General features: G+C 64.5%; 25 protein-coding genes and 3 pseudogenes. 17 read left to right on the forward strand and 11 right to left on the reverse strand.

Features of this window, described 5'->3' with window-relative positions:
- Positions 1 to 178 precede the first annotated feature (178 nt).
- The 4 genes and pseudogenes from NKJ90_RS11465 to NKJ90_RS11480 all read left to right on the forward strand — a co-directional run.
- A complete protein-coding gene (locus tag NKJ90_RS11465; RefSeq protein WP_031261101.1) occupies positions 179 to 442 on the forward strand; it encodes a F0F1 ATP synthase subunit epsilon in 264 nt (87 codons plus the stop codon).
- 50 nt (positions 443 to 492) lie between these two features.
- Entirely contained in the window at positions 493 to 633 is a 141-nt protein-coding gene (locus tag NKJ90_RS11470; RefSeq protein ID WP_023762254.1) for a hypothetical protein, read from the forward strand.
- 179 nt (positions 634 to 812) lie between these two features.
- A pseudogene (locus NKJ90_RS11475) lies at positions 813 to 1,193 on the forward strand (thiol-disulfide oxidoreductase DCC family protein); the annotation flags it as partial.
- Positions 1,109 to 1,306, forward strand: a pseudogene (locus tag NKJ90_RS11480) (hypothetical protein); the annotation flags it as partial. The pseudogenes NKJ90_RS11475 and NKJ90_RS11480, both read left to right, overlap by 85 nt.
- Before the next feature lie 31 nt (positions 1,307 to 1,337).
- Here the strand turns inward: NKJ90_RS11480 and NKJ90_RS11485 are convergent.
- The 3 genes from NKJ90_RS11485 to NKJ90_RS11495 form a co-directional block, all read right to left on the reverse strand.
- The gene (locus NKJ90_RS11485) at positions 1,338 to 1,739 is read right to left on the reverse strand and encodes a DUF1850 domain-containing protein (RefSeq protein ID WP_023762256.1); all 402 of its coding nucleotides are present in this window, start codon (positions 1,737 to 1,739) and stop codon (positions 1,338 to 1,340) included.
- On the reverse strand, positions 1,736 to 3,856 hold the full coding sequence (locus NKJ90_RS11490; protein ID WP_352486108.1) for a TRAP transporter permease: 2,121 nt from the start codon (positions 3,854 to 3,856) through the stop codon (positions 1,736 to 1,738). Before NKJ90_RS11490 ends, NKJ90_RS11485 begins: the two co-directional genes overlap by 4 nt.
- Before the next feature lie 226 nt (positions 3,857 to 4,082).
- Entirely contained in the window at positions 4,083 to 5,042 is a 960-nt protein-coding gene (locus NKJ90_RS11495; protein ID WP_023762593.1) for a TAXI family TRAP transporter solute-binding subunit, read from the reverse strand.
- 258 nt (positions 5,043 to 5,300) lie between these two features.
- On the opposite strand from NKJ90_RS11495, the gene NKJ90_RS11500 reads away from it, so the two are divergent.
- The gene (locus tag NKJ90_RS11500) at positions 5,301 to 5,669 is read left to right on the forward strand and encodes a YciI family protein (RefSeq protein WP_023762594.1); all 369 of its coding nucleotides are present in this window, start codon (positions 5,301 to 5,303) and stop codon (positions 5,667 to 5,669) included.
- A 7-nt stretch (positions 5,670 to 5,676) separates the two neighbouring features.
- A complete protein-coding gene (locus NKJ90_RS11505) occupies positions 5,677 to 6,921 on the forward strand; it encodes an RNA polymerase sigma factor (RefSeq protein WP_023762595.1) in 1,245 nt (414 codons plus the stop codon).
- Between the two features lie 22 nt (positions 6,922 to 6,943).
- On the opposite strand, the gene NKJ90_RS11510 is transcribed toward NKJ90_RS11505, so the two are convergent.
- The 6 genes from NKJ90_RS11510 to hrcA form a co-directional block, all read right to left on the reverse strand.
- The gene (locus NKJ90_RS11510) at positions 6,944 to 7,570 is read right to left on the reverse strand and encodes a glutathione S-transferase family protein (RefSeq protein ID WP_023762596.1); all 627 of its coding nucleotides are present in this window, start codon (positions 7,568 to 7,570) and stop codon (positions 6,944 to 6,946) included.
- A 132-nt stretch (positions 7,571 to 7,702) separates the two neighbouring features.
- On the reverse strand, positions 7,703 to 8,683 hold the full coding sequence (gene cysK, locus NKJ90_RS11515) for a cysteine synthase A (RefSeq protein ID WP_023762597.1): 981 nt from the start codon (positions 8,681 to 8,683) through the stop codon (positions 7,703 to 7,705).
- Between the two features lie 199 nt (positions 8,684 to 8,882).
- Positions 8,883 to 9,500, reverse strand: coding sequence for a LysE family translocator (locus tag NKJ90_RS11520; RefSeq protein WP_023762598.1), 618 nt, complete (start codon positions 9,498 to 9,500; stop codon positions 8,883 to 8,885).
- A 206-nt stretch (positions 9,501 to 9,706) separates the two neighbouring features.
- On the reverse strand, positions 9,707 to 11,056 hold the full coding sequence (locus NKJ90_RS11525; protein WP_352486109.1) for a PQQ-dependent sugar dehydrogenase: 1,350 nt from the start codon (positions 11,054 to 11,056) through the stop codon (positions 9,707 to 9,709).
- Between the two features lie 115 nt (positions 11,057 to 11,171).
- Positions 11,172 to 11,369, reverse strand: coding sequence for a hypothetical protein (locus tag NKJ90_RS11530; protein WP_013892036.1), 198 nt, complete (start codon positions 11,367 to 11,369; stop codon positions 11,172 to 11,174).
- Between the two features lie 90 nt (positions 11,370 to 11,459).
- Positions 11,460 to 12,542, reverse strand: a complete 1,083-nt coding sequence (gene hrcA, locus NKJ90_RS11535; protein WP_023762601.1) for a heat-inducible transcriptional repressor HrcA — start codon at positions 12,540 to 12,542, stop codon at positions 11,460 to 11,462.
- A 180-nt stretch (positions 12,543 to 12,722) separates the two neighbouring features.
- Between hrcA and rph the strand changes: the two genes are divergently transcribed.
- From rph to NKJ90_RS11560, 5 genes and pseudogenes are all read left to right on the forward strand, one after another.
- Positions 12,723 to 13,439 (forward strand): ribonuclease PH, encoded by a 717-nt coding sequence (rph, locus tag NKJ90_RS11540; RefSeq protein ID WP_023762602.1) that lies wholly within the window; start codon positions 12,723 to 12,725, stop codon positions 13,437 to 13,439.
- A gap of 183 nt (positions 13,440 to 13,622) precedes the next feature.
- On the forward strand, positions 13,623 to 14,033 hold the full coding sequence (locus tag NKJ90_RS11545) for a VOC family protein (RefSeq protein WP_023762603.1): 411 nt from the start codon (positions 13,623 to 13,625) through the stop codon (positions 14,031 to 14,033).
- The gene (gene rdgB, locus NKJ90_RS11550; protein WP_023762604.1) at positions 14,033 to 14,680 is read left to right on the forward strand and encodes an RdgB/HAM1 family non-canonical purine NTP pyrophosphatase; all 648 of its coding nucleotides are present in this window, start codon (positions 14,033 to 14,035) and stop codon (positions 14,678 to 14,680) included. Before NKJ90_RS11545 ends, rdgB begins: the two co-directional genes overlap by 1 nt.
- A complete protein-coding gene (gene hemW / locus NKJ90_RS11555; protein ID WP_023762605.1) occupies positions 14,677 to 15,840 on the forward strand; it encodes a radical SAM family heme chaperone HemW in 1,164 nt (387 codons plus the stop codon). The genes rdgB and hemW overlap by 4 nt, the downstream gene beginning before the upstream one ends.
- Before the next feature lie 168 nt (positions 15,841 to 16,008).
- Positions 16,009 to 16,131, forward strand: a pseudogene (locus NKJ90_RS11560) (EamA family transporter); the annotation flags it as partial.
- Between the two features lie 73 nt (positions 16,132 to 16,204).
- Here NKJ90_RS11560 and NKJ90_RS11565 read toward each other — a convergent pair.
- On the reverse strand, positions 16,205 to 16,384 hold the full coding sequence (locus NKJ90_RS11565; RefSeq protein ID WP_023762607.1) for a hypothetical protein: 180 nt from the start codon (positions 16,382 to 16,384) through the stop codon (positions 16,205 to 16,207).
- 131 nt (positions 16,385 to 16,515) lie between these two features.
- Here NKJ90_RS11565 and rsmI point away from each other — a divergent pair, with 131 nt between their 5' ends.
- Both rsmI and NKJ90_RS11575 read left to right on the forward strand, forming a co-directional pair.
- Entirely contained in the window at positions 16,516 to 17,445 is a 930-nt protein-coding gene (gene rsmI / locus NKJ90_RS11570; RefSeq protein WP_031261250.1) for a 16S rRNA (cytidine(1402)-2'-O)-methyltransferase, read from the forward strand.
- A complete protein-coding gene (locus tag NKJ90_RS11575) occupies positions 17,417 to 17,815 on the forward strand; it encodes a YraN family protein (protein WP_084025735.1) in 399 nt (132 codons plus the stop codon). Before rsmI ends, NKJ90_RS11575 begins: the two co-directional genes overlap by 29 nt.
- A 35-nt stretch (positions 17,816 to 17,850) precedes the next feature.
- Here the strand turns inward: NKJ90_RS11575 and NKJ90_RS11580 are convergent, their stop codons facing one another.
- The gene (locus tag NKJ90_RS11580) at positions 17,851 to 18,657 is read right to left on the reverse strand and encodes an undecaprenyl-diphosphate phosphatase (protein WP_023762610.1); all 807 of its coding nucleotides are present in this window, start codon (positions 18,655 to 18,657) and stop codon (positions 17,851 to 17,853) included.
- A gap of 161 nt (positions 18,658 to 18,818) precedes the next feature.
- On the opposite strand from NKJ90_RS11580, the gene NKJ90_RS11585 reads away from it, so the two are divergent.
- The 4 genes from NKJ90_RS11585 (at position 18,819) to mepA (ending at position 22,700) form a co-directional block, all read left to right on the forward strand.
- Positions 18,819 to 19,511, forward strand: a complete 693-nt coding sequence (locus NKJ90_RS11585; protein ID WP_023762611.1) for a glutathione S-transferase family protein — start codon at positions 18,819 to 18,821, stop codon at positions 19,509 to 19,511.
- Positions 19,492 to 20,646, forward strand: a complete 1,155-nt coding sequence (gene queG, locus NKJ90_RS11590; RefSeq protein ID WP_023762612.1) for a tRNA epoxyqueuosine(34) reductase QueG — start codon at positions 19,492 to 19,494, stop codon at positions 20,644 to 20,646. The genes NKJ90_RS11585 and queG overlap by 20 nt, the downstream gene beginning before the upstream one ends.
- Positions 20,643 to 21,542 (forward strand): SDR family NAD(P)-dependent oxidoreductase, encoded by a 900-nt coding sequence (locus tag NKJ90_RS11595; RefSeq protein WP_023762613.1) that lies wholly within the window; start codon positions 20,643 to 20,645, stop codon positions 21,540 to 21,542. The genes queG and NKJ90_RS11595 overlap by 4 nt, the downstream gene beginning before the upstream one ends.
- Positions 21,543 to 21,605: 63 nt before the next feature.
- Positions 21,606 to 22,700, forward strand: coding sequence for a penicillin-insensitive murein endopeptidase (gene mepA, locus NKJ90_RS11600; protein ID WP_352486110.1), 1,095 nt, complete (start codon positions 21,606 to 21,608; stop codon positions 22,698 to 22,700).
- The last annotated feature ends 182 nt before the right edge of the window (positions 22,701 to 22,882 follow it).

Below are 22,882 nucleotides of genomic sequence, written 5' to 3' on the forward strand. Positions count from 1 at the left end.
GCGCGCCGGCCTTCGACAGGCTCTTCTTCATCAAGTCGAACGAAGGCTTGGGGGCGGCCTTCGCCGTGGGCCCAGCGACAGCCTCGGATGGCCTTTCCCGGCCAGGCGCGGCGCCATGATATCTTCCCTTCCAGAACCCGAATGAAGATGAACGGGCAGAGGCCGCTCCAGTTCCGCCATGCGCGACGTCGACGGCGCGAAGGCCGCCTTCCGGGATGGTCGCGCCAGCACGGAAATTTCCCAGGCGCGGCAAAAGCTGAAACAGAATCGCGCGCAGGCGGCATTCGAACGAAACATATGTGATGCAAAAGTCACATTGGCCGGAATGCCGACCAACTGCACGGAAAGACCCCGAATCAGCCGCATTCCAGCCACGAAGCAAGGCCTTTTCGACCAGATCTTAACATCACGTTCACCGACTATTCACGCCTCGACGCTATGATGACCGCAATTCGGAAGGGACATCCGAAAATCGGGACAGGGACCAGGTAAATGAACTTCCTCGCGCACCTCATCGGCTATGCCGCCGTCATCCGCGAATTCGTCGCGCCGACCTATCGGCCCGAGCGCTATTACATGCGCGGCCCCGGCCCGGCCTGCGCCCGTCGCGGCAACTCGCTGGGCGCGCACTGATCATGACTTTCGAGAGCCGCCACGACAGCCGGATCTGCAGGCCCGCTGCCTCAACCCGCGCCACCACCTATCGCGCCGAGCGTCCCGCTCTCGCCGACAGGCGGCGTGCGACATCGCCACGGCTTTGATGCCGCCTCCGGCTGGCTTAGTGTCATAGGGCACAAGCAGTCGAGGCTCGCGTGACCGACCTTCCCCAGTCAAGCAGTCCCTCCGAAACATCCTTCGATGCACGCCATCCGCTGATCGTCTTCGATGGCGTCTGCGTGCTGTGCTCCGGCTTCGTGCGCATGGAGGTCAGGCTCGACCGCCAAAGCCGTTTCCGCTTCGCCACCGCGCAGTCGCCGTTTGGCGAAGCGCTGTTCAGGAAGCACGGGCTGCGCACGGACTCCTACGAAACCAATCTGGTCCTGATCGACGGCATCGCCTTCACGCGGCTCGACAGCTTCGTTGCCGTCATGTCGGAACTCGGCTGGCCGTGGCGGGCGATAAAGGCTTTGCTGTTGCTGCCGCGCCCGCTGCGAAACTGGCTCTACGATTGCATCGCCAGGAATCGCTACACCCTGTTCGGCAGGAAGGACAGTTGCGAGATACCCGCACCCGAGCTGCGGGGACGAATGATTGGCTAGGGGGTCAAGTCGGCAGGAGATTTCACGAGGCCGTCGAAAACGGCCGCTTCCACTTCCATGTCGAGATTTCCCATCCGCTCACCGGCCTGATCGTGCGCTATCGGGCTGACTCGTGCCGTCCGATCCGCATGGTTCCAGCACGATCGCGCCACCGGTCGCCTTGCCAAATTCTCGGCAGCCCTGAGCCGTGCACAGTGTCCAGCCGTCGCCGGTCGCGCCGGAGGCGGCAAGCACGACGCGCCGCTGCGGGACGACATCAGGCGCATAGACCCACCAGCCGTCGCGCAGCACTGCGCCTTCCGGCGGCTCCATACCGGCGCCCGAGCCCCTGATCCGCGCCTCGATCACCTGCAGGCCGGTAGGTACCACCGTCCAGTCTTCCTCCCAGAGCGTTCGTTCCACCGAATGCGTCCAGGACAGCGTGAAGGCGGCAACGGAGAGAGTCACCGTCTTGCCGGCCGCCAGGATGCACAGGCTCATGCTGAGATCGGTGCTTGCCGCGCCCGCCAGCAATGCCAGCCGATCCAGGCAAGCGACAGCGCCCAGCCGGCTTCGTCGGTGAGCGGCACCGCCGCGACCAGAAGCACGCCGGCGGCGAAGGCGACAAGTCGCTCCCACCACGCCATGCGCCTGGCAAGGAAGCCGACCGCGGCAGCGCCCCACAGCGCGATGCCCATGCACGCCTTGGCGACGATGTAGGCGACCTCGACGGGATAGCCGAACTGGGCGGCGATCGGCCCGGCGTCCTGCAGCATCAGCGCCGGCGTATAGACCGCCATGAACGGCACGACGAAGCCGGCAATGGCGAGTTTGGTCGCCTGGATGCCGATCTTGAGGCCGCTCTCCTTGGCCATGGGGGCGGCGGCAAACGCGGCCAGCGCCACCGGCGGCGTCAGGTCGGCCATGATGCCGAAATAGAAGACGAACATGTGGCTGACCAGCAGCGGCACGCCGAGCGACAGCAGCGCCGGCCCGGCCAGCGACGAGGTGATGATGTAGTTGGGAATGGTCGGAATGCCCATGCCGAGCACCAGGCAGGTGACCATGGTCAGCACCAGCGACAGGAACAGATTGTTCTCGCCGATTGAGATGATCCAGCCGATGAAGGTCGAAGCGATGCCGGTCAGCGTCAGCGTGCCGACGACGATGCCAACGATGGCACAGGCAATGCCGACCGGCAGCGCGTTCTTGGCACCTTCGGCGAGCGAGTCGACGCAGATCCGCAGCGTCTCGCGGCCGCCCCTGGAGGTGAAGCAGGCGACGACCAGCGCGGCGATGACGAGGCCGAGGAGGTTGACGCCGAACTTCATGAACAAGGCGGCGGCGAGCCCGAGCGCCAGCCAGAAGACGACACGGAAGGCGAGCGGCCCGATCGCTGCCGCCAGCGGCGTACCGAGGATAAGCACGATGGTCAGCGCTAGGCCCATCGTGCCGGCGAAGATCGGCGTATAGCCGGCGAACAAAAGATAGATGAGGGCCGCAAGCGGCAGCACCAGCGGCCAGTGTTGTTTCACCGCGTCCCACGGGTTGGGCAGGTCCGCCTTGGCCATGCCATGCAGGCTGGCCTTGCCGGCTTCCAGATGCACCTGCCAGAAGCAGGCGCCGAAATAGAGCAGCGCCGGGATGATCGCTGCCTTGACCACTTCGGCATAGGGCACGTTCAGCGTCTCGGCCATGATGAAGGCGACCGCGCCCATCACCGGCGGCATGATCTGGCCGCCCATCGAGGAGGTTGCCTCGACGGCGCCGGCGAAAGCCGCGCGGAATCCGAAGCGCTTCATCAGCGGGATGGTGAACTGGCCGCTGGCCACCACATTGGCGACGCCCGAGCCGGAAATGGTACCCATCAGCGCCGAGGACAGCACGCAGACCTGCGCCGGGCCGCCGCGCCAGGTGCCGACAAGACCGAGCGCGAAATCGTTGAACAGCGCAATCATGCCGGCGCGTTCGAGAAAGGCGGCGAAGACGACGAAGATGAAGATGTAGGCGGCTGAAACATAGATCGGCGTGCCGTATATGCCTTCGGTGCCATAGGCGAAGGTGTCGACGAGTTGGGCGAAATCATAGCCGCGATGGACGAGCGGCGGCGGCAGATGGTTGCCGACGAAGCAGTAGGCGAGGAAGATGAAGGCGATGACCGCCAGCGGCAGCCCCATCAGCCGCCTGGCGGCCTCGAAGACCAGCACCACCAGCACCGCGCCGACGATCAGGTCCGGCGTGGTCAGGAAGCCGGAGCGGCGGATGAGGTCTGTATAGAACACCCAATTGTAGAGTCCGGTGCCGAAGCCGAGCACGCCGAGCGTCCAGAACACGGCTTTTGCCGGCATACTTTTGGCGCGCAGATTGGCGATCAGGCCGAAGCCGAGCAGCAGCAGGAAGCCGACATGCATGGCTCGCACCACCTGGCTCGGAATGCTGCCATAAGCGGCGACGTAGATCTGGAACACGGAAAAGGAGACGGCGATGAGAAAGGCGGCCTTGCCGGCGAGCCCTTCGCCGAAGCCCGGCGGCAGGCCTTCGACCTGCTCTTCGGCGCCGGGGAGATGGAAGGTGGCGGATTTGCCGTCGGTTGTCGTTCCAGGCGTTGATTCGCTCATCCGACGCACTCCAAAGCGAGCGAATTGCATTGCGAGGCGCCCCCCTCTGGCCTGCCGGCCATCTCCCCCTCAAGGGGGGAGATCGGATACATTGATGTCGGCGCTCGTTTTGCAACGTCAGCGATTGGCAAAAGACATCGCGACGGCCAATCTCCCCCCTTGAGGGGGAGATGCCCGGCAGGGCAGAGGGGGGCGCCTGGCGAAGACATGTCGGATTGCCAAGCGCTTACTTCAGCAGCCCCTTCTCCTTGTAATACCGCTCAGCCCCCGGATGCAGCGGCACCGGCATGCCGTCGAGCGCCTTGGCCGGGTCGATCGCCTTGGCGGCGGCATGCGCCGCGGCCAGCTGGTCGAGATGCTCGAACAGCAGCTTGGTCATCCGATACGCGGTTTCGTCGGAGACATCGGCGCGGGTGATGAGGAAATTGCCGACGGCCGCAGTCGCGACATCCTCGCTCTGGCCTTCATAGGTTCCCTTGGGAATGATCACCGAAAGATAGGGCGCGCCGATCTTGGCGACGTCCTGCTCCGGCACTGCCACGACATTGATCGGCACGGAGGTGGCGAGGTCGCGGATCGAGGCGACGCCGAGTCCGGCGGATTGCAGCGTGGCGTCGAGCTGCCGGTTCTTGATCAGTTCGACCGATTCGGCGAAGGGTAGGTATTCGACCCGGCCGAGATCCTCGTATTTCAGCCCGGCGGCAGCGAAGATGGCGCGCGCGTTGAGCTCGGTGCCGGACGCCGGCGCACCGACCGACAGGCTCTTGCCCTTGAGATCGGCCAGCGTCTTGATGCCGGACTCGCGGCTGGCGACGATCTGGATGTAGTTGGGATAGATAGCGGCGATGCCGCGCAGTTTGTCGAGCTTGCCCGGGAAGCCGGCTTCGGTGTTGCCTTCAGCGGCCAGCTTGACGGAATCGCCGAGCGCAAAGGCGATCTCGCCCCTGCCCTGCTGCAACAGATTGAGGTTTTCGACCGAAGCCTTGGTTGCCTGCACCTGGGTACGCGCGCCTTCGATGCCCTTGCCGTAGATTTCAGACAATGCGACGCCGAGTGGATAATACACGCCGGACGTCCCGCCGGTCAGCACATTGATAAATTCTTGCGCGCTGGCTGAGACGGCACCCAGGCCAAGCGAGAGCGCCACGGCACCGGCTGCAACGAATTTCGTTCTGAAATGGAACATCGGGGCCTCCTCCCTGAAATATCGGCGACCGCACCGCCTCCCAGGTGCGACCACGGCGAGTTTAGACAGCGAGCCGCAAATGCCAACCCGCAATTGTGCTCGTTAGACGAACGGTTGAGGGATCGGAAACAGATGGCGGCTTGCGCAAAAAGCCGGCGGAGCCGAAAGTTTTTTGAGCTGTCTGTCGAAATCGCGCGCTGCCGCGCGACATACGTCCGGCTCGCAAGGAAGCGGCCTTCGAAACAACGGGAGAAGACCATGCGATACATGATTTTGATCTACGCCGACGAAGCCGCGATGGCGAATGCACCGGCCGAGGCGACCTACCAGATGAGTGCCGCCTATGGTGCCTATACCGAAGCCTTGAAGAAGTCCGGCGCCTGGCTGGCAGGGGACCGACTGCGCCCGAGTCAGGCGACCACCTCGGTGCGGGTGGCTGGGGGCAAGACCAACGTGCTCGACGGCCCCTATGCCGATACCAAGGAGCAGCTTGCCGGCTTCTACATGATCGAGGCCGAGGATGCCGACGCCGCGATCGTCTGGGCGGCGCGCTGCCCGGCGGCCAGCACCGGTACTGTCGAGTTGCGGCCGATCTGGGAAATGACCGAGTACCTGTCCGAGAGATGATGATGTGATGGACAGTCGCTCGGAGATCGCCCGGGTGGCCGCCGAAGCCGCCGCCCGGCAAAGCTACGGCAAGCTGGTTGCCTGGCTGGCGGCGCGCACGCGTGACGTGGCCGCTGCCGAAGACGCGCTGGCTGACGCCTTTGCCGCGGCACTCGAACGCTGGCCGCGAACCGGCGTGCCTGAAAGGCCGGAAGCCTGGCTGCTGGCGGTGGCAAGGCGGCGCCGCGTCGATGCGGTGCGGCGGCGGCTGACCAGCGAGGCCGGCCGCGAGCATCTCAAGCTGATTGCCGAGGAGATGGAGGCGGGCATGACCGACGAAGACCTTCCCGACGAACGGCTGCGGCTGATGTTCGCTTGCGCCCACCCGGCGATCGAGCCCGGCATTCGCTCGCCGCTGATCCTGCAGACCGTGCTGGGTTTCGACGCGGCAACGATCGCCTCAGCCTTCCTGGTGTCGCCGGCAACCATGGGCCAGCGCCTGGTTCGCGCCAAGACCCGCATCCGTGAAACCGGCATTCCGTTCCGCGTTCCGGAGCGGACCGAACTCGGCGAAAGGCTGGATGCGGTGCTGGAAGCGATCTACGCCGCCTTCGCCGAAGGCTGGTCCGATCCAGCGGGCACCGAAACGCGGCGCCGCAATCTCGCTGGCGAAGGCATCTGGCTCGGCCGCCTGGTGGCTTCGCTGATGCCGGAAGAGCCCGAGGCGCTGGGTCTGCTTTCGCTGATGCTGTTCGCCGAAGCGCGGCGCGCGGCACGGCGCGATCCGGCCGGAGACTATGTTCCGCTGGCCGAGCAGGATCATACGCTGTGGGATGGCGCTTTGGTCGACGAAGCGGAATCCCTGCTCCGCCGCGCCGCCACGATGGGCGTCATCGGCCGCTATCAGCTTGAGGCGGCGGTTCAGTCCGCACATGCGGCACGACGGCTGACCGGCCGCACCGACTGGGTGGCGGTCCGCGAACTCTACGACGCGCTGCTCTCTGTCGCGGGATCACCGGTGGTGGCGATCAACCGCGCGGTGGCGATTGCCGAGGCCGAGGGTGCAGTGACTGGATTGGCGGCCCTCTACGTGCTGGGCGACGACAAGCGGCTTGATGAGTATCAGCCTTATTGGGCAGCCCGCGCCGGTCTCCTGGCCAGGCTTGGGCAGGTACCGCAGGCGTGCCAAGCCTATGACCGGGCGATCGGCCTCGAGCGCGACCCGGCGGTGCGCCGGTTCCTGCAGGGCAAAAGGGCAGCGCTCAAAAATTGAGACTCGCCAACCGGCCGTCCGTTCAGCCCGGCCACATCCCATGCGATGTGTTGAGCGTCTTCATCAGGGGATGCTCGCGCAGCTTCGACCACAGACGCTCGATATCAGGCCAGGTCGTGCGCGCCCTCTCGGCGTCGGGATGCCAGGCCACCAGCATGACGAGGTAGATGTCCGCGACCGACATGCGGTCGTCAACCAGCCAGTCACGGCCTTCGAGAGAGGCATCGAGGACGGCAAAGCCGCGGTCCATCTCGGCGACGGCTGCCTGCTTGACCGCGTTGGTGCCTTCGGCATCTGTCGTATAGCGGTATGCGTAATAGAAACGCAGCACTGCCGGATAGAGCACCGACGACATGAAGGTCATCCAGCGCAGGAAATCGGCGCGGGCAGGCGCGTCGGCCGCCGGCGCCAGGCCGGCATTGGGATGACGCTCGGCAAGCAGGATGCAGATCGCCGCCGATTCGGTGATCGAGCTTCCGTCCGGCAAAGTCAGCACCGGAACCTGGTTCAACGGGCTGATGTCGAGGAAGGCCGGATCGGGCCGCTCCGTCTTCGGCACGTCGATCTGTTCGAACGGCACATTCGCCAGCGCCAGGGCCGCCTCGACGACGAAGCCGCCGCTGCCCCGACGAGTGTAGAGCTTGTACATGAAATCCTCCCCCGGCCCGCTTTGCACCGGCCGGTGACGATTTGCACCGGAAGCAGGGCATTTCTCAAGCTGGTGGCTGACGCCACGGGCGGTTTATTCAACGGGCCAGCTTAATCACGAAGAACCGTCGGATTACGCCCCCAACCCCTCGAACAAAATCGTCGACAGATAGCGCTCGGCGAAGGACGGGATGACCACGACCAGGTTCTTGCCCTTGTTTTCCGGCCGTGAGCCGACGACGATGGCCGCCTGCAGGGCGGCGCCCGACGAGATGCCGACCGGTACGCCTTCGAGGCGGGCGACGAGGCGGGCATTTGCGACCGAATCCTCGTTCGACACCCTGACGATCTCGTCATAGATCGTCGTGTCGAGGATTTTGGGCGCAAAGCCGGCGCCGATGCCCTGGATCTTGTGGGGGCCAGGCTGGCCACCCGACAGAACCGGTGAGGAGTCCGGCTCCACGGCGACGACATGCACCGAGGGCTTTCGCTTCTTCAGCACCTGGCCGACGCCGGTGATGGTGCCGCCAGTGCCGATGCCGGCGACGAAGATATCGACCTCGCCATGCGTATCGTTCCAGATTTCCTCGGCCGTCGTCGTGCGATGGATTTCCGGGTTGGCGGGGTTCTCGAACTGCTGCGGAATGATCGCGTTGGGGATCGTCGCGGCCAGCTCATCGGCCTTGGCGATGGCGCCTTTCATGCCTTTCGGACCCTCGGTCAGCACCAGCTCGGCGCCGAGCAGCGCCAGCATCTTCCGGCGCTCGATCGACATCGTTTCCGGCATCGTCAGGATGAGCTTGTAGCCCTTGGCGGCAGCGGCGAAGGCAAGCGCGATGCCGGTATTGCCCGACGTCGGTTCGATCAACGTGGTCTTGCCGGGAGAAATCTTGCCGGAAGCCTCCAGCGCCTCGATCATCGCCACGCCGATGCGGTCCTTGACCGAGGCGATCGGATTGAAGAATTCGAGCTTGGCGATCAGGTTGGCGACGATGCCCTTTTCCCGAGCGAACTTGTCGAGCCGCACCAGGGGCGTGTCGCCGATCGTATCGGTGATGGAATCGTAGACGCGGCCGCGACCGGGTAAACGGGCAGAGGTGACGGGCTTGTTCATTGGTTTCGCTCCCAGAATTTCAGGCAGGTAGAGAATTTCAGGCAAATGGAATTCAAGCCGGCAAGATAGGGCCTTTGGCCGTGCAAGATAGACTGTCGGCTGAAAATATCCGAGTGGGACCTGTGTCGAAAACGTCGCCCTGCCGGAAAAGCATTTCCCGCGAAGGCCTGTTTGCGAAATGGTTTGGCCGAAAAGCCCTCTATTGCCGGGCGGCAATCGCTGCGGCGGCGCCGACCATGAAGCCGGCGGCGGTGCGGTTCAGCGCCTTGAGCGCGCGCGGCGACTTCAGGAACCAGCGCGCCTTGGACGCCAGCGCCAGATACGGCACCAGCACCACCAGAAGCACGACGACCGTCAGCGCGACGAGAATGCCGTAGTCGGTAAGTGTGATGGTCTTCAGGTCGACGATGGTCGGCGTGATCGCCAGGTAGAAGATCATCGTCTTCGGATTGCCGAGCGTGACGGTCAGGCCGGCGGCAAAGCTCGACAGCAGCCCACCCTTGCCCTTTTTCGCTTCGACCGTCTCGGGCGTGATGCCGCTGTTCCAGAAGCGCCAGCCGAGGAAGGCCAGGTAGGCGACACCGAGCCATTTGATGGCCAGGAAAACCATGCCGAAGGTCTGCGCGACGAAGGCGAGACCCAGCACCACGGCAGTCAGATAGGTGAGATCGCCAGCCATCAGCCCAAAGGACATCGCCAACGACGAGCGGAAGCCGGAGCCGAGCGCACGCGCAACGAGCGCGGTGACGCCGGGACCAGGAATGGCGGCGGCGATGCCGAGCGCGGCACTGTAGGCGAGGAATCCGGTGAGCGTCATGGCTGGGACCTCAAATCAGAACGCCTTGTCGCATAGAATGGACCAGGATTGAATTCACCTGGGATCGGAATCCATTGCACCAGATGTCGCTGCAACACGTGGAGAAGGCGCCCTCATCCAGCCGCTTCGCGGTCACCGTCTCCGCCGGGGAGAAGACCCTGGCGCCGCCGTTGGCAATCCGGGTGAGGGGTTTGTGCCAAGATTGCTCAGGAGCGATCGCCGTCATGGGTGACGCGCCAGATGGTGCCATTGCCGTCCTCGGTCACGATCAGCGCGCCGTCGTTCGCCACCGCCACGCCAACCGGCCGACCCCAGACCTCGCCGTTGGAGACGACGAAGCCGGTGATGAAATCCTCGTATTCGCCGGTCGGCTTGCCATCCCTGAACAGCAATCTCACCACCTTGTAGCCGGTCCTGTTGCCACGGTTCCATGAACCGTGCAGAGCCACAAAGGCGTCGCCCTTGTATTCGGCCGGAAAAGTCTTCCCTTCGTAGAAGGCGATGTTGAGCGGCGCCGAATGCGCCTGCATCAGCACGTCGGGAATGGTCGCCTTGCCGGCAAGATCGGGGCGCTCGCCGTTGTGACGCGGATCCTCGTTGTTGCCGATATAGTACCAGGGCCAGCCATAGAAGGCTCCGTCCTTGACCGCGGTCGCATATTCCGGCGGCACATTGTCGCCGAGCCCATCGCTTTCGTTGACGACACACCACAGCGCGCCGGTCGCCGGCTGCACGGCCATGCCCGAACAGTTGCGCAGGCCAGTGGCGACGATGCGTCCGTTCTTGCCGTCGGGATCGAAGGCCAGCACAGCCGCGCGGCCATCTTCGGGACCCCAGGCAGCGCCGAGCGGCTGCGACGTCGCCCAGGCGTCGAGGCCGCCCTTCGGTTCTTTGCCCATATGCTGCGCGGCATTCAAACCCGAGCCGACCGATAGATAGAGCGTCTTGCCGTCCGGAGAGAAAGCGATGTCGCGGGTCCAGTGATGACTTGATGGGATGTTGTCGACGATGGTCTCCGGGTCGCCGGCGGCCTTCAGGTCGCCGCTGTGATAAGCGAAGCGCACAATGCCGTCGCTGTTGGCGACATAGACCCATTGCGGGTCGTTGCCTGGCGGATAGAAAGCAATGCCATAGGGCTGGTTGAGATTGCGGGCAAAGATGCCGTGCTGCGCCGGCTTCGCGCTGCCCTCGGCCAGGCGGTAGACGCGGATCTGGTTGGCTTCGCTGTCAGCGACGAACAGGTCGCCGTTCGGCGCGACGCGGACGACGCGCGGATTGTCGATGCCCGACGCGATCAGCTCGGCCGAAAAGCCCGGCGGCAGTTTCGGCTTGGCATCTGCCGGCCGTTCGGCAAGGCCGGCGCTGTTGGAGGCGGATTTGGTGACGTCGGGTTTTGGCAGATCGTTCGGCTTGATCAGGCGGCGCACACCGGGCCTGTCGGCACGCCAGTCGCCGAAGGCCGCGGCACCTTTCAATACGGGCTCCGCTTGCTGTGCGAATGCAGCGGTGGTGAGGAACACCGCTGCGGACAGGGCCAGCCCAGCCAATCGGATCATTCAATCCTCCAAACCTGGTCACACAGTGAACGGCTGCAAAGAGGCCAAACGAGCGGTTTCGTCTGTTGTTCCGCGGCACACGATCAGTTGAAGCGAAAGCGGAGGTTTTCTACCTTCAGGTCCCGGCGGCGTAGAAATCGTCATCGAGACGCTTTTCCAGCGCGACGAGATCGGCCGGCAGCGGCAGGCCCATGGCGCGCATTTCCCGCAGTTTTTCGCGCAACTGCTCCTGGATCTCGTGCTGGTCTTCCGGCTGGTTGACCATCTCCTCGAGCAGCAGGCTGATCCGGGCCTTGAATTCTTCGAGCGCCATTGTTTTTCTCCTCAGCTGCTTGTTCTTTGTTTTTTGAGTCTAAGGTGTTGAGATTCAGGTCAGGCCGGCATCACCTGAACATCAATACGCTTAGCGCAGCATGCGGGAAATCAGCTGCGCCGTATAGTCGACCATCGGCACGATGCGGGCATAATTGAGCCGGGTCGGGCCGATGACCCCAAGCGCACCGACGACGCGGGCGTCTTTGTCGCGATAGGGCGCGACCACCAGCGACGAGCCCGACAGCGAGAACAGCTTGTTTTCCGAGCCGATGAAGATGCGCACGCCCGATCCTTCCTCGGCGAGGTCGAGCAGTTGGATCAGTCCATCTTGCGTCTCCATGTCCTCGAACAGGTGCCGCAACAGTTCGATATCGGCCTGGGCGGTGACGTTTTCGAGCAGATTGGCGCGGCCGCTCACGATGAGCCGTGCCGGCAGGCCGCTGTCCGCGCCGGCCCACACCGCGAGCCCCTTCTCGACGAGGTCCTGCGACAGCGTGTCGAGGGCGGCCCTGGTCTCTTCCTTGATGCGGGCGATCTCGACCCGCGCCTCCGCCAGCGTGCGGCCGCGGATATGAGCGTTGAGGAAGTTCGAGGCCTCGTGCAGTTGCGAGACGGTGATGCCGGCGGGCAGCTCGACGACGCGGTTTTCGACGTCGCCATTCTGCGACACCAGCACCGCCAGCGCCTTGGTCGGCTCGAGCTGGATGAATTCGATGTGCTTCAGCGCCACTTCGTTCTTGGCGGCAAGCACCAGGCCGGCACCGCGCGACATGCCCGACAGCATCTGGCTGGCCTCGGTCAGCATGTGTTCCAGCGTCGCCCCCGAGCCGGATGCCCGCACCTGCGCCTCGATGGCGCGGCGCTCCTCGTCGGACAGATCGCCAAGCTCCATGAAGGCGTCGACGAAGAAACGCAGGCCGGCCTGCGTCGGCAAACGGCCGGCCGAGATGTGCGGCGCGTAGATGAGGCCGAGATGCTCGAGATCGCTCATCACGTTGCGGATGGTGGCCGGTGACAGCGAAGACGGCAGGATGCGCGACAGGCTGCGTGATCCCACGGGTTCGCCGTCCTTGAGGTAGGAATCGACGATGCGCCGGAAGATGTCGCGCGAGCGCATGTCCAATGATTGAAGCGCGGGCGCCTGCGAACTTGGATCGACTGCCTTGGTCATTGCGGCCAAAAACCTCCGGCCCAAAGATATAGACTTCGCTACGGCCCGCGCAACCCGGTGTCTGCGTCAGATCACCCCGGTGTCTGTGTCGGATCGTCAAGCCATTTTCCTTTGCGCCATTCGTCCCATGCGGCTACAAGCCGGCCAAGATTCCCGAAAAATGACAAGAAAGCAGCCTGAATGCGCCCCTCCAAACGCCAATTCGACGAAATGCGCGCCATCTCCTTCGAGCGCGGCGTCTCCAAGCACGCCGAAGGCTCATGCCTGGTGAAGTTCGGCGACACGCATGTCCTGTGCACGGCCAGCTTGGAGGAAAAAGTGCCGGGCTGGATGCGCAATTCCGGCAAGGGCTGGGTGACGGCGGAATACGGCATGCTGCCGCGCTCGACCGGCGAGCGCATGCGCCGCGAGGCTTCCGCCGGCAAGCAGGGCGGCCGCACCCTGGAGATCCAGCGGCTGATCGGCCGTTCCTTGCGCGCCGTGGTCGATTTGCAAGCGCTGGGCGAGCAACAGATCACCGTCGACTGCGACGTCATCCAGGCCGATGGCGGCACCCGCACCGCCTCGATCACCGGCGGTTGGGTGGCGCTCTACGACTGCTTGCGCTGGATGGAAGCCCGCCAGATGGCCAGTGTCGCCAAGGTGCTGAAGGACCACGTCGCCGCGATCTCCTGCGGCATCCATGACGGCCAGCCGGTTATCGACCTCGACTATATCGAGGACTCGTCGGCCGGCACCGATGCCAATTTCGTCATGACCGGCAAGGGCGGCATCGTCGAGATCCAGGGAACCGCCGAAGGCGAGCCTTTTTCGGAAGGGCAGTTCGCGGAATTAATGGGCTTGGCCAAGAAGGGCATTCAGCGCCTGGTCAGTTTGCAGCAGATGGCGGTGGCTTAGTTCTCAAATGCCGAGCTTGAGCGCCCCCCTCTGGCCTGCTGGCCATCTCCCCCTCAAGGGGGGAGATCGGCTATCCCGCTGGTTTGCGCCACCTTGCGGCGGCGTGAGTTGTGCGGAGGCGCTGAAGCTGCCAATCTCCCCCCTTGAGGGGGAGATGGCCGGCAGGTCAGAGGGGGGCGCCTCGTGACGCCCTCTGCTATCCTGGAATCCGCTCTCTACGTCACCGACCTAACCGCCGCCGAAACCTTCTACACCGGCGTCCTCGGCCTAAACCTCCTCGGCAAAGTCGATGGCCGCCACCTCTTCTTCCGCTGCGGGCCGGGCGTGTTGCTCGTCTTCAATGCCGAGGCAACCAAAATCCCGCCCGCGCCCGACGCCAGGCTGCCGGTGCCGCCGCATGGCGCTGTCGGCGAAGGCCATCTCTGCTTTGCGGCGACCGCTGACGAAATCGCCGACTGGAAAGCGCGTCTCGAGGCGAAAAACATAGCCATCGAAAGCGAATTCGAATGGCCGCAGGGCGGCCGTTCGATCTATATACGCGACCCCTCGGGCAATTCGATCGAATTCGCCGAGCCACGAATCTGGGGCCTTTGATGCATTCTCTCGATGGAAAGAAGATCGTCGTCGCCAGCCACAATGAAGGCAAGCTGCGCGAATTCGCCGATCTGATGGGGCCGTTCGGCTTCGAAGCGAAATCGGCCAAGGACTACGGCCTGCCTGAGCCCGACGAAACCGGCACCACCTTTGAGGAAAACGCCTACATCAAGGCGCTGGCCGCGGCCAAGGCGACCGGCCTGCCGGCGCTGTCGGACGATTCCGGCCTGTGCGTCGACGCGCTCGACGGCGCGCCCGGCGTCTACACCGCCAACTGGGCGGAAACCGCTGACGGCGCGCGCGATTTCGGCATGGCTATGCAACGCACCGAAGTGGCGCTGCAGGAAGTCAGCGCCGCCTCGGCCGGACAACGCAAGGGCCGCTTTGTCGCCGTCATCTGCCTGGCGTTCCCCGACGGAGAAGCCGAATATTATCGCGGCGAGGCCGAAGGCACGCTCGTCTGGCCGCCGCGCGGCGATCTCGGTTTCGGCTACGATCCGGTGTTCCTGCCCGATGGCTTCGAAAAAACCTTCGGCGAGATGAGCGCCGAGGAAAAGCATGGCTGGAAGCCCGGCCAGCGGACCGCGCTGTCGCACCGCGCCCGCGCTTTCCAGAAGTTCGCCCAAGCACGATTGGGTTCGTCATGAGCATGCTGCTCGACCGGACGCCCGGCTTCGGCGTCTATGTCCATTGGCCGTTCTGCGCGGCCAAGTGCCCCTATTGCGATTTCAACAGCCATGTCCGCCACCAGCCGGTCGATCAGGACCGCTTCGCCAGCGCCTTCGAGGCTGAACTGGCGACGATGCGCGAGCGCACCGGGCCGCGCGAGGTAACCAGCATTTTTCTTGGCGGCGGCACGCCGTCGCTGATGAAGCCGGAAACGGTGGCCAGGGTTCTGGACGCCGTGGCTAGGAACTGGACCGTTCCCGACGGCATCGAGGTGACGCTGGAGGCCAATCCGTCCTCGGTCGAGGCCGATCGCTTTCGCGCCTACCGGGCGGCCGGGGTCAACCGCGTCTCGCTCGGGGTACAGGCGCTGAACGACAAGGATTTGCGCTTCCTCGGCCGGCTTCACAATGTCGAGGAAGCGTTGCATGCTATCGGGCTCGCGCGGGAAATCTTCCCAAGATTGTCCTTTGACCTGATCTATGCCCGACCCGGCCAGACACCGGAGGCGTGGCAGGCCGAGCTCGAACAGGCGATCGGCCACGCCGCCGATCATCTGTCGCTGTACCAGCTGACCATCGAGGAGGGCACGCCGTTCCATGCCTTGCATGCCGCGAAGAAATTCATCATCCCCGACAACGACCACGCCGCTGACCTCTATGCGCTGACGCAGGAGATCACCTCGGCGCATGGCCTGCCAGCCTACGAGATTTCCAACCACGCCAGGCCGGGCGCCGAAAGCCGGCACAATCTGACCTACTGGCGCTACGGCGAATATGTCGGTGTCGGGCCAGGCGCCCATGGCCGCTTCGTCGAGAACTGCCGCCGCACAGTCACGATCGCCGAGCGGATGCCGGAAACCTGGGCCAATCTGGTCGAGGCCAAGGGCCATGGCGTCACCGGTGGCGAGATCCTGACGCGTTCGGAAGAAGCCGACGAGTTCCTGCTGATGGGCCTGCGGCTGGCCGAGGGCATCGACCTCTCCCGCTACGAGGCGTTCTCCGGGCGCGGCCTGTCGAGCGCGCGGCTCTCGATGCTACAGGGCGAAGGGCTGGTGGCACCGATCGGCAACGCGCGGCTCCGCGCCACTCCGGCCGGCATGATCGTGCTCGATGCGGTGGTGGCGGACCTAGCGCGATAACCAAGCAGGCTTTGGGTGCGCGGCGAGGATGACGCCCACGCCCCCAATCTCCGAGGCTGAGGATTGCGGAGCAATTCCAGGAAAAGTGTGACGCGGTTTTCCGTCCGGAATTGCATCAAGACAAAGAGTTTAGAGCGGCTCGCCGTTACCGCGAAACGGTGAAATGCTCTAAGCGTCGTGCTTGTGGGGTTGTTTGCCGCGGCCTTTCTCGGCGGGCGACTCGCCGGGGCGGACTGGCTTGGCGTCGCCCTTATCGCGGCGTCCGCGGTGCTGGTCGCCTATCGGATGTAGCGGCACGTCGTTGCGGGCGTTTTTTGTTTCAAGACGGGTGATGAAGATATCGAAGCGATTGGGCATCGTCCGGTCAGTGCTCCGTCATGTTGTCGGGTTTGTTGTCGGAAAGCCCGACATTCGTGGGCAAGCAGGCCTGCTTGGCCAGGCTGGCGTCGGTCTTCGCGGGGAGGCGCTTGTCCTTGCGTACGGCAACGCGGTTGCGCTCGGCCCGATAGGGCTCGAAAGCGTCCTGCATCTTCAGGCTATCCATCCTGTCCTCCTCGGGAATCAGGGGGTAAATCCGCCGTAGCCGGTTTCGTTCCCTACTGTGGCAAAGGAATGGCGAGGGAGGCGCAACGTCAGCTTTTGCAAGCCGACGCTGGCCGTGCCAAACAGGGCTGAATGGAGAAGGCATCAGTGACCGCCGAAACGGGCAAGCGCAGCTATGTGGTCGGGCAGACCGAGATCGCGGCCCGGCCGCTCGAGCCGGCGCTCTATCTGGTGGCGACGCCGATCGGCAATCTGGCCGACATCACGCTGCGCGCGCTGGAGACGCTGGCCGCCGCCGACATCGTTGCTTGCGAGGACACGCGGGTGTCGCGCGTGCTGCTCGACCGCTACGCCATTCGCCGCCGCACCACGGCCTATCACGAACACAATGCGGGCGAGGCCGGGCCGAAGCTGATCGCGGCGCTCCAGGCCGGACAGAGCGTGGCGCTGATCTCCGACGCCGGCACGCCGCTGGTGTCCGATCCCGGCTACCGGCTGGTCGGCGAGGCGCGCGACCACGGCATTCGCGTCGTGCCGATTCCCGGCCCGTCGGCGCCGCTCGCGGCGTTGACCGCATCCGGCCTGCCGTCGGACGCCTTCCTGTTCGCCGGTTTTTTGCCGGTCAAATCAGGGCAGCGGCTGACGCGGCTTGGGGCACTGAAGGCTGTGCCGGCGACGCTGATCTTCTTCGAATCACCGCGCCGGCTGGCCGAATCCCTTGCCGCCATGGTCGAGGCGCTTGGCGGCGAGCGCAAGGCCGCGATCGGTCGCGAATTGACCAAGACCTTTGAAGAGATGCGCACCGGCACGCTGCAGGCGCTGGCCGATCATTATGCGGCGGCCGATACGCCGAAGGGCGAGATCGTCGTCTGCGTCGGTCCGGCCGAGGCCAAGGCCGACGAACCGGCCGACATCGACCGCCTGTTGCTGTCGCTCGCCGGCGAAATGCCGGCTTCCAAGGCAGCGGCGGAAGCCGCAAAAATGATCGGCGGCCAGAAACAGGCGTTGTATCGGCGGCTTCTCGAACTCAAGCATGCTTCTGGAGAAAGCGACGGTGGTTGAGCGCCCGAGTGCCAGCCGCCAAAAAGCCTATCGGCGCGGCCACCGCGGCGAATGGCTGGCGGCGGCAGCATTGGTGTTGAAGGGCTACCGGATTCTGGCGCGCCGCCACCGCACCCGCTTCGGCGAGATCGACCTGATCGCGCGCCGCGGCGACCTCGTGCTGTTCGTCGAGGTCAAGGCGCGGCGCACGCTGATGGAAGCCATGGAGGCGATCGGCCACGAATCGGAGCGCCGCATCGAGGGGGCGGCCGACATCTGGCTGTCGCGCCAGTCCGATTACGGCAAACTGTCGATGCGCTTCGACATGGTCGCGGTGCTGCCCTGGCGCTGGCCGGTGCATGTCGAGAATGCGTTCTATGGAAGGAATTGAGGTTGCTCACCATCCCCACAAGGGGGAGGGTAAGCTCACCCCCAGATCATCAACGCCGCCAACCCCACACCACCCACCACCAGCCGCCACCAGCCGAACAGCGAGTAGCCGTTGCGCGAGACGTAATCGAGCAGGAAGCGCACGACGATGAGCGCCGTGACGAAGGCGGCGACGAAGCCGACGGCGATGATCGGCAGGTCGGCGCTGCTCAGGACGTTGCGGTTCTTGAACAGGTCGAAGGCGAAGGCGCCGACCATGGTCGGGATGGCGAGGAAGAAGGAGAATTCGGCCGCCGCCCGTTTGTCGACGCCCAGCAGCAGCGCGCCGACGATCGTCGAACCGGAGCGTGACGTGCCGGGAACGAGCGACAGGCACTGGAAAAGGCCGATCTGCAGGTAAAGCCGGGTCGGGAACCGCTCGACGTCGCGGTAGAACGGCTTGAGGTTCATGCGGTCCACCGCCAGCAGCACGAAGCCGCCGATGATCAGCATGATGCAGATCATCCGCGGCGATTCGAACAGCACCGCCTTGATGAAATCATGCGCCAGCGCGCCGATGATCGCCGCCGGCAGGAAAGCGATGAGGACACCGATGGCGAAATGCCTTGTCAGCCGGTCATGCGGCAGGTCGATCAGCATTTGCCACAGCCGGCGGAAATAGACGCTCAGAATCGCCAGGATGGCGCCGAGCTGGATCAGGATCTCGAAGGCCTTGCCGGTCGAATGGAAGCCGAGGAAATGGCCGGCGAGCAGGATATGGCCGGTGGATGAGACGGGGATGAACTCGGTCAGCCCCTCCAGCAGGCCGAGCAGCAGAGCTTCGACGAATGGCTGGCTTTCCATGGCTACCTCGGGATTTGGCGTGACGGCTGACAAAACGGCTTGCTTGTCATGGCGTGCAAGTCCCCCTATAGGTCGCAACACCCTGACGGCCCGCTAACCGGGCGGCCAAGACTTACCGGTGCGCCCTTCGATTCGCCAGTGCGCTTTATCATCGCGGAACCATGCTGACGCTTTTCCACCATCCCATGTTCGCCACTTGTCGCTTCGTCCGCCTCGCTTTCGGCGAGTATGGCGAGGAGTTGGCCCTGATCGAGGAAAAGCCGTGGACCCGACGCAAGGAGTTCCTGGCGCTGAACCCGGCCGGCACACTGCCGATCCTGCTGGCCGAAGGCGACGTGCCGATCGTCGGTGCAACCGTCATATCGGAATATCTCGATGAAACGCGCGGTGTCTTGAAGCGCGACAAGCGGCTGTTTGCCGAAGATCCGATGCAGCGCGCCGAAATCCGCCGGCTGATCGACTGGTATCTCAGCAAGGCCGAAAGCGAAATCACCCGCCATCTGGTGCGCGAACGGGTGCTGAAGCCGGTGATGCCGGAAGTTGCGGGCGGCGGCTCGCCCGATTCAGGCGCGATCCGTGCGGCGCGCGCCAACATCCGCCAGCACATGAAATACACCAACTGGCTGGCCGGCACCCGCCATTGGCTGGCCGGCTCCAGGGTTACCTATGCCGATCTGGCCGCCGCCGCGACGCTGTCGGTGCTCGACTATCTCGGCGAGATTGATTGGCGCGAGCATCCTGCAGCGCGCGAATGGTACACGCGGGTCAAGTCACGGCCCTCCTTCCGGCCGCTTTTGACCGACCGCGTGCGCGGCCTGTCGCCGGTGTCGCATTATGCGGACCTCGACTTCTGACGCCGCAAAACTGCGCACGCTGATCGACGCGGAGGCGCGTCGCGTCGGCTTCGATGCCGTCGCCGTCACCTCTCCCGATGCGATCCCGCTTGCGCCGGCGCGGCTGGCCGAATTTGTCGCCGACGGCTTTCACGGCTCGATGGACTGGATCGCCGAGACGCTGCAACGCCGCGGCGACCCGACGGTGCTATGGCCGCAGGTGCGCTCGATCATCGTGCTGGCGATGAATTACGGTCCCGACCATGATCCGCGCGGCGTGCTGGCCAAGCGCGACCGCGGCGCGATCTCGGTCTATGCGCAGAACCGCGACTATCACGAGGTGATGAAGGGGCGTCTGAAGGAGATCGCTGGCAAGATCGTGGCCCGTGCCGGCGGCGACGTGAAGGTGTTCGTCGACACCGCACCGGTGATGGAAAAACCGCTGGCGGAAGCCGCGGGTCTCGGCTGGCAAGGCAAGCACACCAATCTGGTCAGCCGCGAGCATGGCTCCTGGCTGTTCCTCGGCACGATCTTCACCACCGCCGAACTGGTGCCCGACAAGGCGGAGATCGACCATTGCGGCTCCTGCCGTGCCTGCCTCGACGCCTGTCCGACGGATGCTTTTCCGGCGCCCTACCGGCTCGATGCGCGGCGCTGTATTTCGTACCTCACCATCGAGAACAAGGGGCCGATCCCGCATGAATTCCGTGAAAAGATCGGCAACCGCATCTATGGTTGCGACGATTGTTTGGCCGTTTGCCCGTGGAACAAGTTCGCCCGGGCTGCTTCGGAGGCCAAGCTCGCCGCGCGCGATGAATTGCGCGAGCCGCCGCTTGGCCGGCTGTTGCAACTGGACGAGGCGGCCTTCCGCGCTTTCTTCTCCGGTTCGCCGATAAAACGCATCGGCCGCGATCGTTTTGTCCGCAACACATTGATCGCCGCCGGCAATTCCGGCGACACCGCGCTTGCCGTCAGCGTGCGTGCCTTGCTGGACGATGCCTCGCCGCTGGTGCGGGGCGCGGCAATATGGGCGCTGGCGCGGCTGGTGCCTGATGCCGAATATTCAGAACGGGCAGCTATCGGCCTGAAAACCGAGACCGATACAGCCGTGCGCGACGAATGGCGTCTGGCGCGGCCAACCAGGACGCATGCATGAGCGAGAAACGGGTCTTCATCTTCGGCGCCGGCTATTCCGGCAAGGCCTTTGCCCGTGCCAACAAGGGGCCCGCCAACATATTCGGCACGACCCGCTCCCCGGACAAATTCGAGGCGCAGCGCCAGGCCGGCATCGCACCGCTGCTGTTCGATGGTGCGCTGACTGACGAAATCGGGGATGCGCTGGAAAAAACAACGCATCTGGTAATCTCGATCGCCCCGGAAGAGGCCGGCGATCCCGTCTTGAACGCTGCCCGGGAGGCAATCGCTCAAATGCCGGCGCTCGAATGGATCGGCTATCTCTCGACCGTCGGCGTCTACGGTAATTACGACGGCGCGTGGGTCGATGAAACGGCCGAATGCCGGCCGGTGTCGAAGCGCTCGGTGATGCGGGTGGGGGCCGAGCAGGATTGGCTGCAACTGGGCTCGGACATCGGCCGGCCTGTTGCAATCCTGCGCCTGTCCGGCATTTACGGGCCGGGCCGCAATGCGCTGGTCAATCTGGAAAACGGCACCGCAAGGCGGCTGGTCAAGCCGGACCAGGTGTTCAATCGCATTCATTGCGACGATATTGCCGGTGCGCTTTGGCGGCTCATCGACAGCAATACTGGTGGCATCTTCAATGTCACCGACGATCTGCCGGCACCGCCGCAGGATGTCGTCGCCTATGCCGCTTCGCTGATGGGTGTCACGCCGCCGCCCGAAATTCCCTTCGACGCCGCCCAACTTTCGCCCATGGCGCGGTCCTTCTATGGCGAGAACAAGCGTGTCGCCAACGCAGCGATCAAGGCGGCGGGCTATCGTTTTCGATTTCCGGACTACCGCACCGCCCTCGACCATATGTGGGCGAGCGGCGACTGGCGCGACGGCGAAGCGCGCAGTCCGATGAAGCGCTAACGGTCGAAGCCGTAAGTTGGGCATGCTACGATTCGGCGGTTCAAGCGATGAAGGAGTGGGGTCATGAAGGCATCGGGACCATCGTCGCCGGGCAGAAGGACAATCCTGGCCGCTGCGTTTGGCCTGGCTGCCATCGCAGGGCTTGCCGTACAACCAGCCGCGGCTGAGGAGCGGGCAAAGGACCTATTTGGCGCCAAGAAGCTGCCGGCAGCAGCCGCTGCGCAATCAATTGGCTTCTATTCCAAGGGCTGTTTTGCCGGCGGTGTCGCCATTCCGATGGATGGTCCGACCTGGGAGGTGATGCGGCCTTCGCGCAACCGCCGCTGGGGTCATCCGGCGATGATCGCGGTCATCGAGAAATTGTCGCGCGACGCAGCAGTCGAAGGCTGGCCCGGCTTGCTGATCGGCGACATTTCGCAGCCGCGCGGCGGCCCGATGATGACCGGCCACGCCTCGCACCAGATCGGGCTCGACGCAGACATATGGCTGACGCCGATGCCCAGCCATCCGATGTCGACGGCTCAGCGCGAATCGATGAGCGCCACCTTGATGGTCGACGAGAAGACCCATCTGGTAAAGGACGCGCTGTGGACGCCGGCGCACACAAGGCTCTTGAAGCGGGCGGCGAGCTACGCGCAAGTCGAACGCATCCTGGTCAATCCGGGCATCAAGAAAAAACTCTGCGACACCGTCAAGGGCGATCGTTCATGGCTGCGCAAGATCAGGCCGTTCTGGGGCCACGACTATCACTTCCACATGCGCATCGGCTGCCAGCCGGGCTCGCCCGGCTGCAAGGCGCAGGAAGCAACGCCGGACGATGACGGCTGCGGCAAGCCGCTGGCCTGGTGGTTCACGCAGGAGCCGTGGCGGCCCAACAAGAACCCTGACGCGCCGAAGGCCCGCGATCTGATGACGATGGCGAACCTGCCCCAGGAATGCCGTGCCGTGCTCGACGCGCCTGGGCCGGCTTCAGCCGAGGCCGCGACCTATCATGGCGGCGGCGTGCCCGTCGCGGTGGCCGCGCCCGAACCGGAAGCGCCGTCGCTGCCGGCCACGACGGCCAGCGGCACGGCTGGATTGCCGAGCGCGGTGAGCGCCTTCGCGGCGACACCCGAGATCGGCATCCCGCTGCCGCGGCCACGGCCGCCTGGAAACTGACCGTCGCGGCATCTATCGACGTCAAACCAGATTAAACCTGCGCAGGACCAGCTTTTAGCGCAATCAGAGCAGACAGAATTATGATTGCCGCAAGGATGAGCGCCCACGATACGGTGTTACGCGAAGGCAACCAGCGGCGCCCTCGCGCGGCCCGCTTACGCCACTGGCCAGACCGGTTGTCA

This window comes from Mesorhizobium sp. M0051 (assembly GCF_040323235.1).
Taxonomy (GTDB): Bacteria; Pseudomonadota; Alphaproteobacteria; order Rhizobiales; family Rhizobiaceae; genus Mesorhizobium.

What these genes read in the sequence shown, in the direction of transcription:
- cysK (WP_023762597.1), bottom strand. Translation starts at nt 8,683, where the DNA reads ATGAACAAGCCCGTCACCTCTGCCCGTTTACCCGGTCGCGGCCGCGTC.
- NKJ90_RS11510 (WP_023762596.1), bottom strand. Translation starts at nt 7,570, where the DNA reads ATGTACAAGCTCTACACTCGTCGGGGCAGCGGCGGCTTCGTCGTCGAG.
- hrcA (WP_023762601.1), bottom strand. Translation starts at nt 12,542, where the DNA reads ATGACCAAGGCAGTCGATCCAAGTTCGCAGGCGCCCGCGCTTCAATCA.
- mepA (WP_352486110.1), top strand. Translation starts at nt 21,606, where the DNA reads ATGAAGGCATCGGGACCATCGTCGCCGGGCAGAAGGACAATCCTGGCC.
- NKJ90_RS11580 (WP_023762610.1), bottom strand. Translation starts at nt 18,657, where the DNA reads ATGGAAAGCCAGCCATTCGTCGAAGCTCTGCTGCTCGGCCTGCTGGAG.
- queG (WP_023762612.1), top strand. Translation starts at nt 19,492, where the DNA reads ATGCGGACCTCGACTTCTGACGCCGCAAAACTGCGCACGCTGATCGAC.
- NKJ90_RS11525 (WP_352486109.1), bottom strand. Translation starts at nt 11,056, where the DNA reads ATGATCCGATTGGCTGGGCTGGCCCTGTCCGCAGCGGTGTTCCTCACC.
- NKJ90_RS11575 (WP_084025735.1), top strand. Translation starts at nt 17,417, where the DNA reads ATGCTTCTGGAGAAAGCGACGGTGGTTGAGCGCCCGAGTGCCAGCCGC.
- rsmI (WP_031261250.1), top strand. Translation starts at nt 16,516, where the DNA reads ATGGAGAAGGCATCAGTGACCGCCGAAACGGGCAAGCGCAGCTATGTG.
- rph (WP_023762602.1), top strand. Translation starts at nt 12,723, where the DNA reads ATGCGCCCCTCCAAACGCCAATTCGACGAAATGCGCGCCATCTCCTTC.
- NKJ90_RS11485 (WP_023762256.1), bottom strand. Translation starts at nt 1,739, where the DNA reads ATGAGCCTGTGCATCCTGGCGGCCGGCAAGACGGTGACTCTCTCCGTT.
- NKJ90_RS11530 (WP_013892036.1), bottom strand. Translation starts at nt 11,369, where the DNA reads ATGGCGCTCGAAGAATTCAAGGCCCGGATCAGCCTGCTGCTCGAGGAG.
- NKJ90_RS11585 (WP_023762611.1), top strand. Translation starts at nt 18,819, where the DNA reads ATGCTGACGCTTTTCCACCATCCCATGTTCGCCACTTGTCGCTTCGTC.
- hemW (WP_023762605.1), top strand. Translation starts at nt 14,677, where the DNA reads ATGAGCATGCTGCTCGACCGGACGCCCGGCTTCGGCGTCTATGTCCAT.
- NKJ90_RS11490 (WP_352486108.1), bottom strand. Translation starts at nt 3,856, where the DNA reads ATGAGCGAATCAACGCCTGGAACGACAACCGACGGCAAATCCGCCACC.
- NKJ90_RS11505 (WP_023762595.1), top strand. Translation starts at nt 5,677, where the DNA reads ATGGACAGTCGCTCGGAGATCGCCCGGGTGGCCGCCGAAGCCGCCGCC.
- NKJ90_RS11495 (WP_023762593.1), bottom strand. Translation starts at nt 5,042, where the DNA reads ATGTTCCATTTCAGAACGAAATTCGTTGCAGCCGGTGCCGTGGCGCTC.
- NKJ90_RS11520 (WP_023762598.1), bottom strand. Translation starts at nt 9,500, where the DNA reads ATGACGCTCACCGGATTCCTCGCCTACAGTGCCGCGCTCGGCATCGCC.
- NKJ90_RS11500 (WP_023762594.1), top strand. Translation starts at nt 5,301, where the DNA reads ATGCGATACATGATTTTGATCTACGCCGACGAAGCCGCGATGGCGAAT.
- NKJ90_RS11470 (WP_023762254.1), top strand. Translation starts at nt 493, where the DNA reads ATGAACTTCCTCGCGCACCTCATCGGCTATGCCGCCGTCATCCGCGAA.
- NKJ90_RS11565 (WP_023762607.1), bottom strand. Translation starts at nt 16,384, where the DNA reads ATGGATAGCCTGAAGATGCAGGACGCTTTCGAGCCCTATCGGGCCGAG.
- NKJ90_RS11595 (WP_023762613.1), top strand. Translation starts at nt 20,643, where the DNA reads ATGAGCGAGAAACGGGTCTTCATCTTCGGCGCCGGCTATTCCGGCAAG.
- rdgB (WP_023762604.1), top strand. Translation starts at nt 14,033, where the DNA reads ATGCATTCTCTCGATGGAAAGAAGATCGTCGTCGCCAGCCACAATGAA.
- NKJ90_RS11465 (WP_031261101.1), top strand. Translation starts at nt 179, where the DNA reads ATGCGCGACGTCGACGGCGCGAAGGCCGCCTTCCGGGATGGTCGCGCC.